The organism is Sphingomonas sp. S-NIH.Pt15_0812, assembly GCF_003951315.1.
Lineage (GTDB): Bacteria > Pseudomonadota > Alphaproteobacteria > Sphingomonadales > Sphingomonadaceae > Sphingomonas.
The window spans coordinates 1-13,539 of sequence record NZ_QLJH01000009.1; the positions used below are offsets into that span (position 1 = coordinate 1).

Annotated in this window: 18 protein-coding genes and 1 pseudogene; 10 read left to right on the forward strand and 9 right to left on the reverse strand. The window is 59.0% G+C overall.

Annotated features, from left to right (window positions below; all coding sequences use genetic code 11):
* Positions 1–645: CHASE3 domain-containing protein (locus BRX43_RS07705; RefSeq protein WP_206433146.1), on the reverse strand; the 645-nt coding region annotated here is incomplete at its 3' end.
* A 295-nt stretch (positions 646–940) separates the two neighbouring features.
* Here BRX43_RS07705 and BRX43_RS07710 point away from each other — a divergent pair.
* Complete coding sequence (locus BRX43_RS07710) at positions 941–1,441, forward strand: GAF domain-containing protein (RefSeq protein WP_125994285.1); 501 nt, start codon at positions 941–943, stop codon at positions 1,439–1,441.
* A 16-nt stretch (positions 1,442–1,457) separates the two neighbouring features.
* Here BRX43_RS07710 and BRX43_RS07715 read toward each other — a convergent pair whose 3' ends face one another.
* Complete coding sequence (locus BRX43_RS07715; protein WP_125994286.1) at positions 1,458–1,691, reverse strand: hypothetical protein; 234 nt, start codon at positions 1,689–1,691, stop codon at positions 1,458–1,460.
* A gap of 319 nt (positions 1,692–2,010) precedes the next feature.
* On the opposite strand from BRX43_RS07715, the gene BRX43_RS07720 reads away from it, so the two are divergent.
* The 3 genes from BRX43_RS07720 (at position 2,011) to BRX43_RS07730 (ending at position 5,562) form a co-directional block, all read left to right on the forward strand.
* Positions 2,011–4,572 carry an EAL domain-containing protein gene (locus BRX43_RS07720; RefSeq protein ID WP_125994287.1) on the forward strand — a complete coding sequence of 854 codons (2,562 nt, stop codon included), beginning with the start codon at positions 2,011–2,013 and terminating at the stop codon, positions 4,570–4,572.
* A 24-nt stretch (positions 4,573–4,596) separates the two neighbouring features.
* The gene (locus BRX43_RS07725; RefSeq protein ID WP_125994288.1) at positions 4,597–4,986 is read left to right on the forward strand and encodes a hypothetical protein; all 390 of its coding nucleotides are present in this window, start codon (positions 4,597–4,599) and stop codon (positions 4,984–4,986) included.
* Between the two features lie 198 nt (positions 4,987–5,184).
* Positions 5,185–5,562 carry a hypothetical protein gene (locus tag BRX43_RS07730; protein WP_125994289.1) on the forward strand — a complete coding sequence of 126 codons (378 nt, stop codon included), beginning with the start codon at positions 5,185–5,187 and terminating at the stop codon, positions 5,560–5,562.
* 139 nt (positions 5,563–5,701) lie between these two features.
* On the opposite strand, the gene BRX43_RS07735 is transcribed toward BRX43_RS07730, so the two are convergent.
* Entirely contained in the window at positions 5,702–6,049 is a 348-nt protein-coding gene (locus BRX43_RS07735; protein WP_125994290.1) for a helix-turn-helix domain-containing protein, read from the reverse strand.
* Positions 6,050–6,107: 58 nt separating this feature from the next.
* Here BRX43_RS07735 and BRX43_RS07740 point away from each other — a divergent pair, with 58 nt between their 5' ends.
* The 4 genes from BRX43_RS07740 (at position 6,108) to BRX43_RS07755 (ending at position 7,763) form a co-directional block, all read left to right on the forward strand.
* On the forward strand, positions 6,108–6,536 hold the full coding sequence (locus BRX43_RS07740; RefSeq protein WP_125994291.1) for a hypothetical protein: 429 nt from the start codon (positions 6,108–6,110) through the stop codon (positions 6,534–6,536).
* Between the two features lie 79 nt (positions 6,537–6,615).
* Positions 6,616–6,819, forward strand: a complete 204-nt coding sequence (locus tag BRX43_RS07745; RefSeq protein WP_241214844.1) for a hypothetical protein — start codon at positions 6,616–6,618, stop codon at positions 6,817–6,819.
* Positions 6,820–6,856: 37 nt separating this feature from the next.
* A complete protein-coding gene (locus tag BRX43_RS07750; RefSeq protein WP_125994292.1) occupies positions 6,857–7,294 on the forward strand; it encodes a MucR family transcriptional regulator in 438 nt (145 codons plus the stop codon).
* A 181-nt stretch (positions 7,295–7,475) separates the two neighbouring features.
* Positions 7,476–7,763 carry a hypothetical protein gene (locus tag BRX43_RS07755; RefSeq protein WP_125994293.1) on the forward strand — a complete coding sequence of 96 codons (288 nt, stop codon included), beginning with the start codon at positions 7,476–7,478 and terminating at the stop codon, positions 7,761–7,763.
* Between the two features lie 184 nt (positions 7,764–7,947).
* Here BRX43_RS07755 and BRX43_RS07760 read toward each other — a convergent pair whose 3' ends face one another.
* Positions 7,948–8,652 (reverse strand): recombinase family protein, encoded by a 705-nt coding sequence (locus BRX43_RS07760; RefSeq protein ID WP_125994294.1) that lies wholly within the window; start codon positions 8,650–8,652, stop codon positions 7,948–7,950.
* A 245-nt stretch (positions 8,653–8,897) separates the two neighbouring features.
* Here BRX43_RS07760 and BRX43_RS07765 point away from each other — a divergent pair, with 245 nt between their 5' ends.
* On the forward strand, positions 8,898–9,146 hold the full coding sequence (locus BRX43_RS07765) for an AbrB/MazE/SpoVT family DNA-binding domain-containing protein (protein ID WP_125994295.1): 249 nt from the start codon (positions 8,898–8,900) through the stop codon (positions 9,144–9,146).
* On the forward strand, positions 9,139–9,528 hold the full coding sequence (locus BRX43_RS07770; protein WP_125994296.1) for a type II toxin-antitoxin system VapC family toxin: 390 nt from the start codon (positions 9,139–9,141) through the stop codon (positions 9,526–9,528). The genes BRX43_RS07765 and BRX43_RS07770 overlap by 8 nt, the downstream gene beginning before the upstream one ends.
* A gap of 230 nt (positions 9,529–9,758) precedes the next feature.
* On the opposite strand, the gene BRX43_RS20260 is transcribed toward BRX43_RS07770, so the two are convergent.
* The 5 genes and pseudogenes from BRX43_RS20260 to BRX43_RS07795 all read right to left on the reverse strand — a co-directional run bounded on the left by BRX43_RS20260 (position 9,759) and on the right by BRX43_RS07795 (position 13,480).
* A complete protein-coding gene (locus BRX43_RS20260; RefSeq protein WP_164523558.1) occupies positions 9,759–9,926 on the reverse strand; it encodes a hypothetical protein in 168 nt (55 codons plus the stop codon).
* A 1,038-nt stretch (positions 9,927–10,964) separates the two neighbouring features.
* On the reverse strand, positions 10,965–11,297 hold the full coding sequence (locus BRX43_RS07780; RefSeq protein WP_125994297.1) for a hypothetical protein: 333 nt from the start codon (positions 11,295–11,297) through the stop codon (positions 10,965–10,967).
* 594 nt (positions 11,298–11,891) lie between these two features.
* On the reverse strand, positions 11,892–12,089 hold the full coding sequence (locus BRX43_RS20510; RefSeq protein WP_206433147.1) for a hypothetical protein: 198 nt from the start codon (positions 12,087–12,089) through the stop codon (positions 11,892–11,894).
* Between the two features lie 25 nt (positions 12,090–12,114).
* Positions 12,115–12,453: pseudogene (locus BRX43_RS07790) on the reverse strand (transposase); the annotation flags it as partial.
* Between the two features lie 154 nt (positions 12,454–12,607).
* Entirely contained in the window at positions 12,608–13,480 is an 873-nt protein-coding gene (locus BRX43_RS07795) for a LysR substrate-binding domain-containing protein (protein WP_125994298.1), read from the reverse strand.
* Positions 13,481–13,539 lie beyond the last annotated feature (59 nt).

Sequence of the window (13,539 nt, forward strand, 5' to 3'; positions counted from 1 at the left end):
CATCGCGGCCAGCGGTCGCCGGATGCCACGGATCAGCAAAGCGCAGGACAGCAGGAGGAGGATCGCGACAATGGATGCGCCCGCCAGCGCCAGCCGCCTGCTGCGTGCCAGCCGATGTTCCGCCGCCTCGACCCGCACCGTCTGCAGCGCCCGCTCCTCATCGAGGAAGCCTTGCGTACGGACGGTGATCGCATCCATCAGTTCGCGGCCGACCCCGCTTGCCACAAAGGCGCGCGCGCCGGCGAAATCCCCTGCCCTACCCAGATCGAGCGGACGACGGAGCGCAATGGATCGCTCCGCCATCAACCGGGCGATCTCACGCGTGCGGGCATGCTGGACCGGGTTATCGGCGGTCAGAGCCACGACCCGCGCCATGTTGGAGGCGGCACTCTTGATGCGCTCATCGAACGTCCGCGCATAGGCCGGGTCATGGGTCAGGACGAAGCCGCGCTGCCCCGACTCTGCCTCCCGCAGATCGCCCAAGGCTTCATCGGTCGTCTCGATGATCGCGGCCGAGTGGGTTACCCAGCGAAAGCGACTGCCAGTCTGATGCGCTGCATCGGACAGCAGCCAAGCCAATGACGCGAGTGCCAAGATGACGACAAGCGCGAGTGCGCCGATACGGGTGTAGAGAGAGGTAAACACCCATGTTGGATTATGTCCAATTGGTTAGCAGCGGATTAGCGGCCACTTATAACACCTTGATCGTTGATGCGATTCAGTGGCTTGAGCAATACCCAACAACAAAGCAGGTCAGGCATACACAGCAAAGAACCGCAGGCATAATGCCTCAAAATGGGACACTTTCTGGTTAACACGTTGTACACTGATTGGCTCTTCTTTCTCCTTGGTATGTTCATGCGTGCTGTGCTCGCTACGCTTCGAAGGGGGTGTTGTGTGCACACGAATGAAACGTATAGAATTATAAAGAGGCGCTAACTTGTCCGTTACAATCTACGATCCCGCGCCCTTGCCTTCAAATGAACCCGCCCGAAATCAAGCTGTCTACGCATCCGGATTGCTGGAGAATAGCGACGACACCGCCTTGAACAGGCTATCAGTGCTGGCGAAGGATTTGTTTCGAGCCGATTGGGCCGGCATCACCCTCATATATGATGACGTTCAATGCGTTATTGCCTCATCGGGGGGGCGATTGGGACACTATGATCGCGCGAGGTCGATGTCTGCATATGCGATCCTCGCACCCTCGGAGGTATTTTGCTTAGCGGATGCAAAGGAGGATGATCGATTTGGCGCCAACCCGTTCGTCAGGGTGGGCTTGATCCGGTTTTTCGTTGCTGCCCCGGTCATCGATGCGCAAGGCTATGCGCTTGGTACGCTCTGCGTCTCCAGTCGCCTACCACGACACGCCATCGACCCAGAGGCTCTGGCAAAGTTGCAAAATTTGGCAGCGCAGATTGTCCATAGAGCGGCGGCCTGAATAATGTCTCGACAAACTATCCTGTCGGACACTGCCTTGCATCAACGTCCCACGTCTGGATAAGCTTGTCGAGCAGGTCTATATCGTTTTTCAATACATCAGCCAGTTCGGCGATACCCTGCCGTATTTCTGACTGCCGATTGTCCGGCCATTCTGCTAGCGCGTTCCTGAAAGTACGAAGTTCTGTGTCTTTTTCGGCACGCATCACCAGGTAGGCATCACGCGCTACCCGGTCGGGCTTCTCATTCATATTGCATCCTGACGCACTTGCACCTTCCAACAGCGAGAATGGGATTTGTATTGCGCCTCGCCACCACCATCGGCATTCGATCCTCAACTACTCACACGAATAATTCGTTGCGTCACAGGACGTGATCAACATGTGGTCCAAGATTGTCTTTCTGGCATCGCCGCCTATCGCTCATATGCCCGCACTTCAACCATCAGCGCGTCTCCCGCCAAACTACCAAGCACGGGCCATGGACGCGTGCATTGTTAAATAACGTTCATCTTTGAGCATGAGCAAAGTTAGCAAGGACTAGTTAGTGGTTGCGCTCTACCGTGCCAGCATGACCGATCCTTGCGTTGTCGCAACCGGGCTGGAGACGGCCCGGCTGACGAGCCTGCTGAACATGAAAATCCTCGATACGCCGCCCCAGCAGGAGTTCGACGAGATTACCCGGCTCGCAGCACTCGCCTGTGATGCGGCAAGCGCAGCCATCACGCTGGTTGATGCGGACCGCGGCTGGTTCAAGTCGCGTGTGCGTGTAGGCGTCCCGGAGGTACCACGCGAGCATGCCTTGTGCAGCCTGGAGATTGATCGGCCGACGCTGCTCGTTATTCCGGATACCCATCTCGATAGGCGCTGCGCTGACAATCCGCTGACGCAGGGCGATGATGCGATCCGCTTCTATGCCGGGGCACCCCTCATTACCTCGACGGGGCATTGTATCGGCCGATTGTGCGTGATGGGGCATGAGCCCCGTGTCGGCCTGACCGATGGGCAGCACGGGGCGCTCACCGAGCTCGCCCGTATCGTCTCCGACCGGATCGAGGCGCGGCAAAACCGGCAGATTGGCCTGATTGCCAGCCAGGTCGTGGATGTGACCTCGGACGCCATTCTATGCGCGGACGCGATTGGACGCATCACCTTCTGGAATGCAGCGGCCGAGGCGATGTTCGGGCGGCCGGCAGCCGACGCCATCGGCGCCGAACTCAGCATCATCGTACCCCAGCGCTTTCGAGCAGCGCACCGCGCCGGCTTTGCCGCCGCTGCGCAGGGCGGGCACATGAAGCTTGCCGGCCAGATGGTTGCGTTGACCGCGGTCAAGGCGGATGACTCTGAGTTTCCGATCGAACTCTCGCTCAGCCGCTGGCAGAGCGAGAGCGGCTCCCCTGCCTTTGCAGCGATCATCCGCGACATCTCGGCGCGTAAGCTGCTCGAACGTGAGCGCGAACAGGCCTGGGATTTCCTCAACACCGTCATCGAACACCTGCCAGCAATGCTGTTCGTCAAGGACGTCCAGACGCAGCGCTATCTGCTGATGAACAAGGCCGGCGCTGAGATTGCCGAGCTGCCACAAGCGGACTTCATCGGCCGGACGGACAGCGAATTGTTTCCCGGACGCGGTGAAGGCTATGAAGCGCGTGATCGCGCTGCCTGTGAGGTGCCGGGCGTCCATGTTCACGAAAGCCAGCATGTTCGCACCGATGGTCAGCAAGTCCATCTTCGCACCAAACGGTTGAGGGTCGACTCCCTTGAGGGTCAGCCGCGCTACCTTCTTGGCTTGATCGAAGATGTTACCGAGGCACGCCGCGCCCAGGCAGAAGTTGCTCGACTGGCAACGTATGACTCCCTGACGGGATTACGAAACCGGGTAAGCTACATCGAACGGCTCGGCATGCTGGTCGAAGCACGTTCGCCATTTGCCTTGCTCAGCATCGATCTCGACCGCTTCAAGGCGATCAACGACCAGTTTGGTCACCTGGTGGGTGACGATGTCCTGCTGCGGGCTGCTCTGCGCCTGAGTGGCTTGGCCAGTTCAGGTGATCTCCTCGCGCGCGTTGGCGGCGACGAGTTCGTGATGGTGTTGATTGGTGGCGATGCCGACAAGCGCTGCCGGCGGGTCGCATCCGCAATCGTGACGGCACTGGAGGAGCCGATCGCAACTGACAGGGTTCGTGCTCATATCGGTGCCAGTGTTGGCGTTGCTCTCTTTCCTAGGGACGCCGAAACGGTCGACGCCATACGACAGGCCTCGGACCTCGCCTTATACCGGGCCAAGGATCAGGGCCGTGGTACGGCCTGCTTCTACAGCGAGGCGATGGATGCCACGATGCGCGAGCACCAGATGCTCGAGATTGCCTTACGCGAGGCGATCGAAGCCGATGCCATCACCCTGGCTTTTCAACCGGTTCGATCGCTTGAGACCGGACACATCACGAGCTTCGAGGCGCTTGCCCGTTGGACGCATGATGTCCGCGGCAGCGTCCCTCCGTCCGAGTTCATCCCCCTTGCCGAGGAATGCGGCCTGATCGAGAAACTGGGTGCCGGATTGCTGCGGAGGGCCTGTAACGAGGCAACGCGGTGGCCAGACCACATCCGTGTGGCCGTCAACCTGTCGCCACTCCAGTTCCAGAACGACCGGTTGTGTGAAACCGTACGCCAGGTTCTTAAGGACACTGGTTTGGCATCTGAGCGGCTGCAGCTGGAAGTCACCGAAGGCCTCTTGATCCGCGACGTCGATCGCACCTTCAGGCAGCTGCAGCAGCTCCGCTCACTCGGCATTCAGATCCTGATGGACGATTTCGGCGTGGGCTATTCGTCGCTCAGCTATTTTGAGCGCTTCCCATTCGATAAGGTCAAGATCGATCGTACCTTCGTCGACACAGCGCCGACCTCAGCTGCGTCACAGGCGATTATCAAGGCAGTGGCCCAACTCGGCACAACCCTTGGCATGGGCGTGGTCGCCGAAGGCGTGGAGACGAAGGAGCAGTTGCAATTGCTGACGACCTATGGATGCAGCCATGTGCAAGGGTATCTCACTGGCAGGCCGATGACGCCGGCCGATGCCTATGACGCTGTACTGACGGAGCAGAAAACCGTAGGAAATCAAGACTTTGTCATCTGAACAACACCGGTTAGCGTCCGTTAGATGCTGATGGGAGGCACCAAAGGAATGGTGGAGCATGATCGAAAGGCCCGCCTGGCCCAAGCGATCCTGAACAATCGCAAGCAGCGGCTGGATGGCCTGCCTCACGAGATGTTTGGCGAGTTCGCCTGGGATGCTCTACTCCACCTGTTCGTGGCCGATGCTGCAAGTCAGCGGCTGGACGGTCATGCGCTGGTCAAACGCATCTCCTGCCCGGCTTCCGTTATGCGGCGGTGGTTGGTCTTCATGTCGGAGCAGAAGTTGGTGATCGGCGACGGTGACGGCGATCTGTCCGATCTGCTTACCTTATCAGCCGAGGCACTGGCGGCGATCGAGACCTACCTTGCGCACACCACTGATATGGCAAGAAGCTTGTTCAGCTCACACGCATAGTCTTTAAACAAGGCAGCATATGCGTGACCAGCTTCAATGCAAAATATACTTCGATGAACCCCGTCGCCATCAGACAAATAATTATGATCAGATGTTACCACCACTTTGACATCGATTTTGATTGAAGCGATTGCCGTTGACCCTTACCACATATTGGCCAGATTAGGGCGTAGTAGATGTTTTCGGGGGAGGCAATTTATGTCACGAACGCTCAAGGTCGCTGATGGCAAGGAACATGTGGTCAGCACCACCTCCACGATCAAGCTTGCCGAGCGCATGCTGGCATCGTCACGTGTGATTGCTTGCAGCTTGCCCCCCGGCTTGCACCCACCATCCCCAGTCACGATCCTGCTGGAGCTGTACCTTGCCGAAGACGAAGCACTTTATCCCAAATCGTCAGGTTTGGGGCTGACCGATCATATGCACCCGATCGTGGCGGAGCGCTGGGTTGCAGCTCTCCTGAAGCAGGGACTGGTCGAGCAGCAACACGGCAGGGTTGCTCTGAGCGCCGCAGGATACCGAGCAGTGACGGATATGCTCGAAGTCCTGTTTGCGGTTCAACGCGCTTTGGACTGAGGAAGCCGCATCAACTCCTCCAGACGGGCAATTGCCGTGGCAACGTGCGCGGCGACAGCCTGATCGCAGCGATCCGCTTCACGGAGTGCCGCCTCGAGCAATTGCTGTAGGTGAGCAAGTTCGGCAGGTGGTTGCTGTGTCATGCCCATGCCTCGATCGGGTGAAGATAAGCGGGTCTGAAATCGCACGCCCTACGTAGGGCATCTACATCCTGGATGCGCAGAGTTCCATGGCTAAACTCAACAAGCCCTTCGTTGCGCAGCTTCTGCAAAACGCGATTGGTGTGGACGCTGGTGATGCCGACGGCGTCGCCGATATCCTGTTGGCTCAACGGAATACGGCACCGCCCAATCTCCACCAATCCCACATTATCGGCCCGAGTGTGCAACTCACATAGCAGGTGCGCCACTGCCTGATAGGCAGAAGCGGAGTTAAGCAGCCAAGTGCGCAGCTCATCGCTGTATAGCTGAAACGCCCCGTCGCGCATTTGATTCAGCCTGACTCATGCGGCTTGCGGGGAACCCGGCCGCCGGCATGATTACGACATGGATCACACCATCACCCATGCCTGCGGCCACCTGCAGATCCACCACGTGCTGGGGTTCACGCAGCAGCAGCTGCGTAAGATCGCTCGGCTGGAAAGTGCACCTTGCGATAATTGTCGACGGGCAGCCAGACAGGTGAGCAGCACGGCTTATGGTGCGGAACAGGCTGCAACGCTTGCCCACCTTGCGCTTGCCAACCTCAGTGGCAGTCCGCGTCAGGTCGCCTGGGCAGAGAGCATCCGGGTCACTCGCCTCACCAGCCTGCTTGCTGATCGTGAGGACGGCACGCCAGAGGCATGCAGAGCTTGCGCTGCCGTTACAGAGGCCCAGTGGTGGATCGATCACCGCGATTTGCCCTTGGCCGACCTTGCTGCTGGCGCGATAGCGGCCGCTACGATCGGCAGGAAAACGGTTGCCGCCGCAGCCTGAGGCAAGATTACGCGCTTCAACTGTGTCCCATTATCGGCATCCGGGCCCCTGCCCTAACCGCATGGCTCATGCTACAGGCATGGCCATGCTGAAATCTCGAATGAAGCGGCTCGACCATGCCCGTGAGCAAGCAGCGATGCGTCTTGCCGATGTTGAAACCTCACTGCTGAGCCTGGACAATGAGGATCTGCTTGATATCGCAGATATATTTCGAAGCCAGCCGATGTCTGTGATCGGCCAAATAGTCTTGGCGGAGATGAGAAAGCGTCATATCAGCCTCTAGTGCGCGCTATGCGGACATGTTGACGTGAGTATGATGTATGACTGAGCAAACGAATATTGTTGAGCTGGCGACCGAGCTGACCATTGCCTGGCTGAGCAATCCCAGCACTCGCACCAGCTCCGAAGACGTGCCTGCCTTCCTGCGGTCGATGCACAATGCCTTGGCGAACCTCTCCTCGCCGGAGGCCAACACGCCTGAGCCGAGCAATGAGGACGTGATCCCTGCCGTCAGCGTGCGCAAGTCGCTGGCCTCGCGTGATCACATCATCTCGATGATCGATGGCAAGCCGTACAAGACGCTGCGTCGCCACCTCGCCACCAACGGCCTGACCCCGCAGGAGTACCGCGAGCGCTACGGTCTCAAGGCCGACTATCCGATGGTCGCACCCGCCTATAGCGAGAGCCGCAGCGCCATGGCCAAGACGATCGGCCTTGGTCGCAAGCCCAAGGCGGCAGCGGACGACGCTGCCGAGTGAAGAAGAAAGGGCGGGTCACCTCCACCCGCCCTTTTCCAAGGCGCGACGGCTACAAGGCATCACTCACGCATGAAGGCGTTTAATCCCGGTCTATCGACATCAGAGCGGGCGTCGCCATAAATCCGGCTTTATGATGTGAGTGCGGCAGCGTGGCCGCCGCGGAACCTGCCCTTGAGTGTCAATGACCCGATTGTTCTGGACACGTGAGAAAGAGATTGAACTGGCCAGGCGCTATGTCGACGGTGAGAGCATCGACGACATCTGCAAAGCGTTTGGCGCCACACATAGCATGGTCAAGGGGCGGCTCAGTACGCTTGGCATCCGCCGACGGGTGACCAAAAGTGATGCCGATCGGCACGGCAATGCGGCTTTGCTGCTTGGTCAAGCATTGCGTACGGCAATGCCAACAAAAGCGGACAGCTTTGCCGACGACCTGTTGGAGGCCCTCGATACCGTCAACAAGGTTTAGTGACCCTCCGCAGTCGTCATCGCCGGTGTAGAGACATGAGGCGCTCCGAATGTCGGGGGGACATCGGAGCGCCGAACCGGAGCGGCAGGCCGTTCGGTTCGCACTCTTTATAAAACGATGATTGCCTCCCTTGTCAAAACGGGGCGAGATCAAGGCTGAAGCAAACTCCCTCGCCGCTGTTTGTTTACGGTCCACTGGCTTCCATGGCTTCGGTTTGTTCCGACATTTGATGGTCAGATTGGGTCGCAAGCTTGGCCCGATGCAGTGCCGTTACGCGTTTGACCTGCGCGATGCTGCAGCCGGCGAGGTCAGCTGTTTTGGCAATGCTCATGCCGGCTTCACGGAGACCGATAATCCGGCGGTGATGCGCCAGGTCGGGCTTGCGACCGGTATAGCGCCCTGCCCGCTTTGCAATCTCGATGCCCTCACGCTGCCGCTCTCGCCGGGTTTCATAGTCGTCACGCGCGGTCTGCAATGCAACCCGCAGCAACATGTCCTGTACAGCTTCGAGCACGATGCGCGCGACACCGGCGCTGTCAGCCACCAGATCCGACAAATCGACGATCCCCGGCACTGCCAGCCGCGCGCCCTTCCCTCGGATCGTTGCAACCAGCAGTTCCGCCTCAGGCAATGGCAAACGGCTGATCCGGTCGATCTTCTCGGCAATGACAACCTCCCCGGGCTGGAGGTCTTCAACCATGCGCAGCAACTCAGGCCGGTCGGGCCGCGCCCCCGACGCCTTTTCCCGGTACACCGCTGCTACATAGAAGCCGGCTGCCCGCGCTCCGGCCACGATCGACTCCTGCCGCGCCAGATCCTGTTCGTCGGTGCTGACCCGCAGGTACACGCGCGCCGCCCTCACCGCATTGCTGTTTTGCTGGTCCGTCATCGTTCCTCGGCTAAAGGGGGTATACCCAAGATAGCTATGTCTCGCGGTTATGGCTACTAACCGGGAGTAGCCGTGCTGCGTAGCCTAGCCAAGCTAACCGGCTCATATGAGCCATTAGTCGCTCTCTGAACGTCGCATCTAGAATATCGTACTCAGACCGACACTTCGAATGTCATTCTGCAATGACACCAGATCGAGGTTGTGGTACCTTTTTCATTGCTGGGTCGTAATGAGGAATTGGCAAGGTGGAAGCGCAGCGGGTCAAGATAGTCGAAGGCGGAAAATTGGTCATACCAGCCGTCATGCGTCGAGAGCTTGGTATTGGCGCTGGGGATACCGTCATGGTTGATATCGACAACGGCGAGCTGCGGGTACGATCCATATCGAAAGCATTGGAGCGTGCACGGGCTATCCTGCGTCGACATATCCCCGAAGGATCGAACTTGGCTGATGAGCTGATCATGGACCGGCGTGCAGAGGCTGAGTGTGAGTAACAGGATCGTACTCGATGCATCAGCGCTCCTCTGCCTGCTCAATGATGAGCCCGGAGCCGATAGGGTCGCAGAGGTTTTAACCCGATCATTGATTGGTGCCACGAACCTCGCAGAGGTTGTGTCCAAGCTGCGCGAACGTGGCCTTTCGCTCGATGAGGTCAAGGAAGCCCTGGGCGGACTGCATCTCGACGTCCGGCCGTTGACCCCCGGTCAGGCGATGCTGATCGGTGACCTGCGTCCCGCCACCCGGCCGCTCGGCCTATCGCTGGGAGATCGCGCTTGCCTGGCTCTGGCGATCGAACTCGATGCAGAAATCTATACGACCGATGCCGCTCTGACAAAGGCGGACGTTGCCATCACCGCGACAAATATACGTAGCTAGCTGTCGGTATGGCAGAACTGCTACAGCGTATCGGCCCGTACCACACATCGATCTATCGTTGTATCGGCATGTGCATGTTTCCCAGGAGAGTGCCTGTTGGCGCAACAAACCCTTGCGCATGGCATGCGGGCATCCTTCGTTGCCAGATCGCGGCACCAATTGCTCGGCGCGAGGCAGAACAAGCGGTTCTCGGCAGGTAGGGCAGGGCGCCGCCAAACGCAGCCACTGAATTAGCTGGACGTATCCCAATTTGCTTCGTCGGTTGCCGCTTCGGCAACTGTTTGAAGGTGCGTTGCGTACTTTTCGAACAGCGGCACGGTGAAGGTGACGATCACAGGGTCGGCTTCGGGCTCCTTGAATGTCAGGACGACAAACCGGGTACCCGTCTCATCGATCATGAGGCCGGTTTCCATAGCCCCAGGTCCACTGGGGGAGATCACAACCTCGGCCATTGGTCTGTTCGCCTTCTATCTATCGCTTCGGGGAAGGGCTCAACGTACGGCGGTCACTTTCGGCGTATGACGATCGGAAACGTGATTGTCGATCGCCTCAAAAATACCGAAATTGCTGATCAGGCCGGTTTATCGTTGATCCGATCCACCAAATGCCGGGACTGAACACCGAGACGCGGCCACCGGAACCGCGTCGGTCCTTTCAAGGTTAGAACGAGCGGAAGCGAGGAAGTCGGCATGATCGCATGCCTGCCTCCCCAAAGCGAATATAAGAATGGTCGAAGTCGGCCGGCATATTGCCCTTATGGATCCAGGTGTGACCCGTAAACGGGCATTCACGCCCCTTTTCCACCCCCGCTCAGGCGTCCGTTCACCTCCGCTTCTATGCTCCACTTGATGCATCCGAGGCGGCGGGAAGTCTCGCGATCGGGCCAAAGGCCGAACATCGGTCGCTAGAAAAGCCCAGCGAAAAGACGTGATTTTAATATCCATACACAGTGGATTTAATGTCTAATTCTACCAGATACGCGGTAGTGGGCACACACCCGGAGGCAAGTGGCTGTAACGCCACGACACGACCTCTGAAGGCCCTCCGCCCTGTTGCCGTCGCGACGATCCGGGTTTTTATCGAGCCGTTACTGGAATGAGGGGCCTTCGGCCCGTTATTCAGCTCCTCAACAGTTACCCGCTTCCGCTACTTCGCGACCGTCTTCGGGTTGATCCCCAGTTCACGGCTTAGCATCGCGAGCGAAGCTTGCGATCGCTGTATCGCTGCTCGGACGGCGTACCTGTCCCGCACGGCTTCCATTCCAACGAAAGGATCGCACTATCAAACCGTGGGATCAAACACCTAGGAAGGAACCATGTGCCCGGCATTAACGTCGCCAACGCAGAGACGCGTACCAGAAACGACGAACCAGCAAGCCCCAGCTCACGTGATGCGTGTGTTACACGCCACGGCTTACCGCGTAATCTAGCCCAGGTCTATTTTTCAATTAGTTCCAGCGACCGCTCATGATAAAAATTCATGCGATCAAAGGCGTCATCTGAAAGCCTAATTTTGTCACCGTCCGTTTCAGCCATGCCTTCGTTAGTCAAATGCTTGATCCAGCGATCTCCGATTGATTTATTTTTTGACGTCAAGTTGACAATATTGTCAATGTACATAATTTGACATCTCAGGCCGGCAATGTACATGTGAAGCATCATGTCCCAAGCATACTCATCGAATATATCTGCTGGAAAGTGACCGTAACGCAATGCCCGCAATGCAACCTGTGTTTTGGCCAAATCAAGGGTATCATTGAATGCAGCCATAGCCAGCTCCTAGCAAGCGGAGCGGTGGTCACTACGCAATGGACGTGATACCAGCATTATGTTGGCTGCCTACCCCTCGCCAGCTTGGTGCTAAAATGCCTGATAGCAAAAACCTAGAGCGTCTCCTCGGTATGGTGCGGGATGCGCTAGCTGAGGCGGATCGACAGAACAACACGCTGGTCGCGCGCTGCTGGCGGAATGTGAGGAAGCGCTCCGTCGAAGCCGCCTCGATCCTTAAACGGCCTGCATAAACGGGCTTGCTAATGCCGCTGCTAACGAACGATCCCTCGAGGACCAGAGTGGCTCGCGCTTGCCCCGCATCCTGAGGCTGAGACGCCCGCCCTGGAACTCGGCGACGGAGTGCCGAGATTGACCGCACCTGCCGCTCCGACCTAGTCAACTATCGGATACCCTTGGTCAGGCGGGCGTCGCTGCTGATCCTTCGCAGGTCTCTATCGGTCACCATCTTCTCCAGCACCCTCAGCGCCTTGCGACTGTCCACGCCAAATCCTTCGATCGTCGATTGCTAGGGTCCAGACCCAATTATCCGATAAGCGGATAATTGTCAGTGACGACGAGGCATAGCGTAGGATTTTACGGCTTTTTGGGACGCTTCCCCGCTGGTTCCTCGTTGCAGAAGAAGGCGACATAACAGTCATAAGCGTTAATTTCGTCGTCGAGCCAGCAGTGGATGACCACCCCGTATTCCGGGCCACCTTGCTCAAGACCGCCATACCGAACAAGAGTTCCAGGCAGCAAATATGGGCCTGACGTGGCTTTATCTTCGGTCATGATCTACCTTCACTTTTCAACGCCGTCATAGCCAGAACGCGACTGCGGTAGCGAGGGCCACACCGCAGAGGAAGTTGGCAGCGAGCTTGTCATAGCCGGTGGCGACACGGCGGAAGTCCTTGAGGCGGCAGAAGGCGTTCTCGATGAGGTGGCGGCCGGCGTAGCGGTTTTTGTCGTAGCGGATGGCGCGCTTGGGGTTGCGCCGGCCCGGGATGACCGGGACGGCGCCGGCATCGCGGGCCAAACGAAGGAGCCGGTCGGCGTCGTAGCCTTTGTCAGCAAGGAGGTAGAGCATGCGACCGGCCCGTTCGAGAAGCGCAGGCGCTGATTTCACATCGCTGACATTGCCGGCCGTCAGCATCAGCGCCTGGTCGCGCGCGTGACCTTCGATGTATGCCATGCTCACAGCATACGCCGATCCGCGATCAGGCGGAATCGCAGACGTGCCTTTTCGCACGGTCTGGAACGGCCAGCGAGACGGTGCGGGCGTTCTCGGAATCGATCGAATATTGGGAAACCTATCGCGAGGCGATCACGTTCAGCAAAGCGTCCGCAGCTTTCGTGCGGTAGCGCTCCTTGTGTCGTAATCCGAAGAAGGGGCGAGGCTCGAACGCGGTCGGGGCGACGTGCAGCGTACCTGCCTCAATGGCCGGTCCCACCGCCAGCGCCGACAGGACGGCGACGCCCGCCCCCGCCTCCACAGCCGTCCGGACGCTCTCGTTAGAGGGCATTGTCAGTGCCACGTCGAGCGTGGTCGGATCGACACCCAAGCGGCGCAGGTGGCGGTCGAACGTCGAGCGCGTGCCGGACCCCGATTCGCGCAGCACCCAGCGCGCCTGACGCAGCCAATCGGCGTCGATCGGCGCATTCCCGAACGGGCTGGCTCCGACCAGTAGCAACCGATCCTCGCCGATCGGCCAGTGCGCCAGCGCCGGATCGTCGATCTGCCCCTCGACGATGCCCAGGTCCGCCTCACCGTCATGGACGCGGGCGGCTGCCTGCTCGCTGTTGCCGATCGCAAGGTCGATATCGATCGCCGGGTGACGCGCGTGGAAGGTCGCGAGGAAGGGCGGCAGCCAATAAGCGGCGATGGTCTGGCTGGCGACGACCCGGAGCGTGCCGCGCTCCAGCCCGCCCAGTTCACGCAGCACCGTCTCGGCCGCTTCCGCCCGCGCCAGAACGCCGCGCGCTTCTGCCAGGAACATTCGCCCGGCCTCGGTCAGCATGATACCGCGCCCGACGCGGTGGAACAGCTTGATCGCATGCCGTTCCTCCAGTGCGGCAATGGCCGCTGAGGCCGCTGACTGGGTGACGTTTAGGGCGCGGGCAGCCGCCGTCATATGCTGGCGCTCGGCCACGGCGACAAAGGTGCGAAGCTGCTCCAGCGTCATTGAGCGTTGCTACCGCGATCGATCAAATTTGGCGATCGGAATCACAATATACATGCGTT

Bases quoted from the DNA above. Each gene is read 5' to 3' on its own strand.
- BRX43_RS07715 (WP_125994286.1), bottom strand. From the start codon at position 1,691: ATGAATGAGAAGCCCGACCGGGTAGCGCGTGATGCCTACCTGGTGATG.
- BRX43_RS07720 (WP_125994287.1), top strand. From the start codon at position 2,011: ATGACCGATCCTTGCGTTGTCGCAACCGGGCTGGAGACGGCCCGGCTG.
- BRX43_RS07725 (WP_125994288.1), top strand. From the start codon at position 4,597: ATGCTGATGGGAGGCACCAAAGGAATGGTGGAGCATGATCGAAAGGCC.
- BRX43_RS07730 (WP_125994289.1), top strand. From the start codon at position 5,185: ATGTCACGAACGCTCAAGGTCGCTGATGGCAAGGAACATGTGGTCAGC.
- BRX43_RS07735 (WP_125994290.1), bottom strand. From the start codon at position 6,049: ATGCGCGACGGGGCGTTTCAGCTATACAGCGATGAGCTGCGCACTTGG.
- BRX43_RS07740 (WP_125994291.1), top strand. From the start codon at position 6,108: ATGGATCACACCATCACCCATGCCTGCGGCCACCTGCAGATCCACCAC.
- BRX43_RS07745 (WP_241214844.1), top strand. From the start codon at position 6,616: ATGGCCATGCTGAAATCTCGAATGAAGCGGCTCGACCATGCCCGTGAG.
- BRX43_RS07750 (WP_125994292.1), top strand. From the start codon at position 6,857: ATGACTGAGCAAACGAATATTGTTGAGCTGGCGACCGAGCTGACCATT.
- BRX43_RS07755 (WP_125994293.1), top strand. From the start codon at position 7,476: ATGACCCGATTGTTCTGGACACGTGAGAAAGAGATTGAACTGGCCAGG.
- BRX43_RS07760 (WP_125994294.1), bottom strand. From the start codon at position 8,652: ATGACGGACCAGCAAAACAGCAATGCGGTGAGGGCGGCGCGCGTGTAC.
- BRX43_RS20260 (WP_164523558.1), bottom strand. From the start codon at position 9,926: ATGATCGATGAGACGGGTACCCGGTTTGTCGTCCTGACATTCAAGGAG.
- BRX43_RS07780 (WP_125994297.1), bottom strand. From the start codon at position 11,297: ATGGCTGCATTCAATGATACCCTTGATTTGGCCAAAACACAGGTTGCA.
- BRX43_RS20510 (WP_206433147.1), bottom strand. From the start codon at position 12,089: ATGACCGAAGATAAAGCCACGTCAGGCCCATATTTGCTGCCTGGAACT.
- BRX43_RS07795 (WP_125994298.1), bottom strand. From the start codon at position 13,480: ATGACGCTGGAGCAGCTTCGCACCTTTGTCGCCGTGGCCGAGCGCCAG.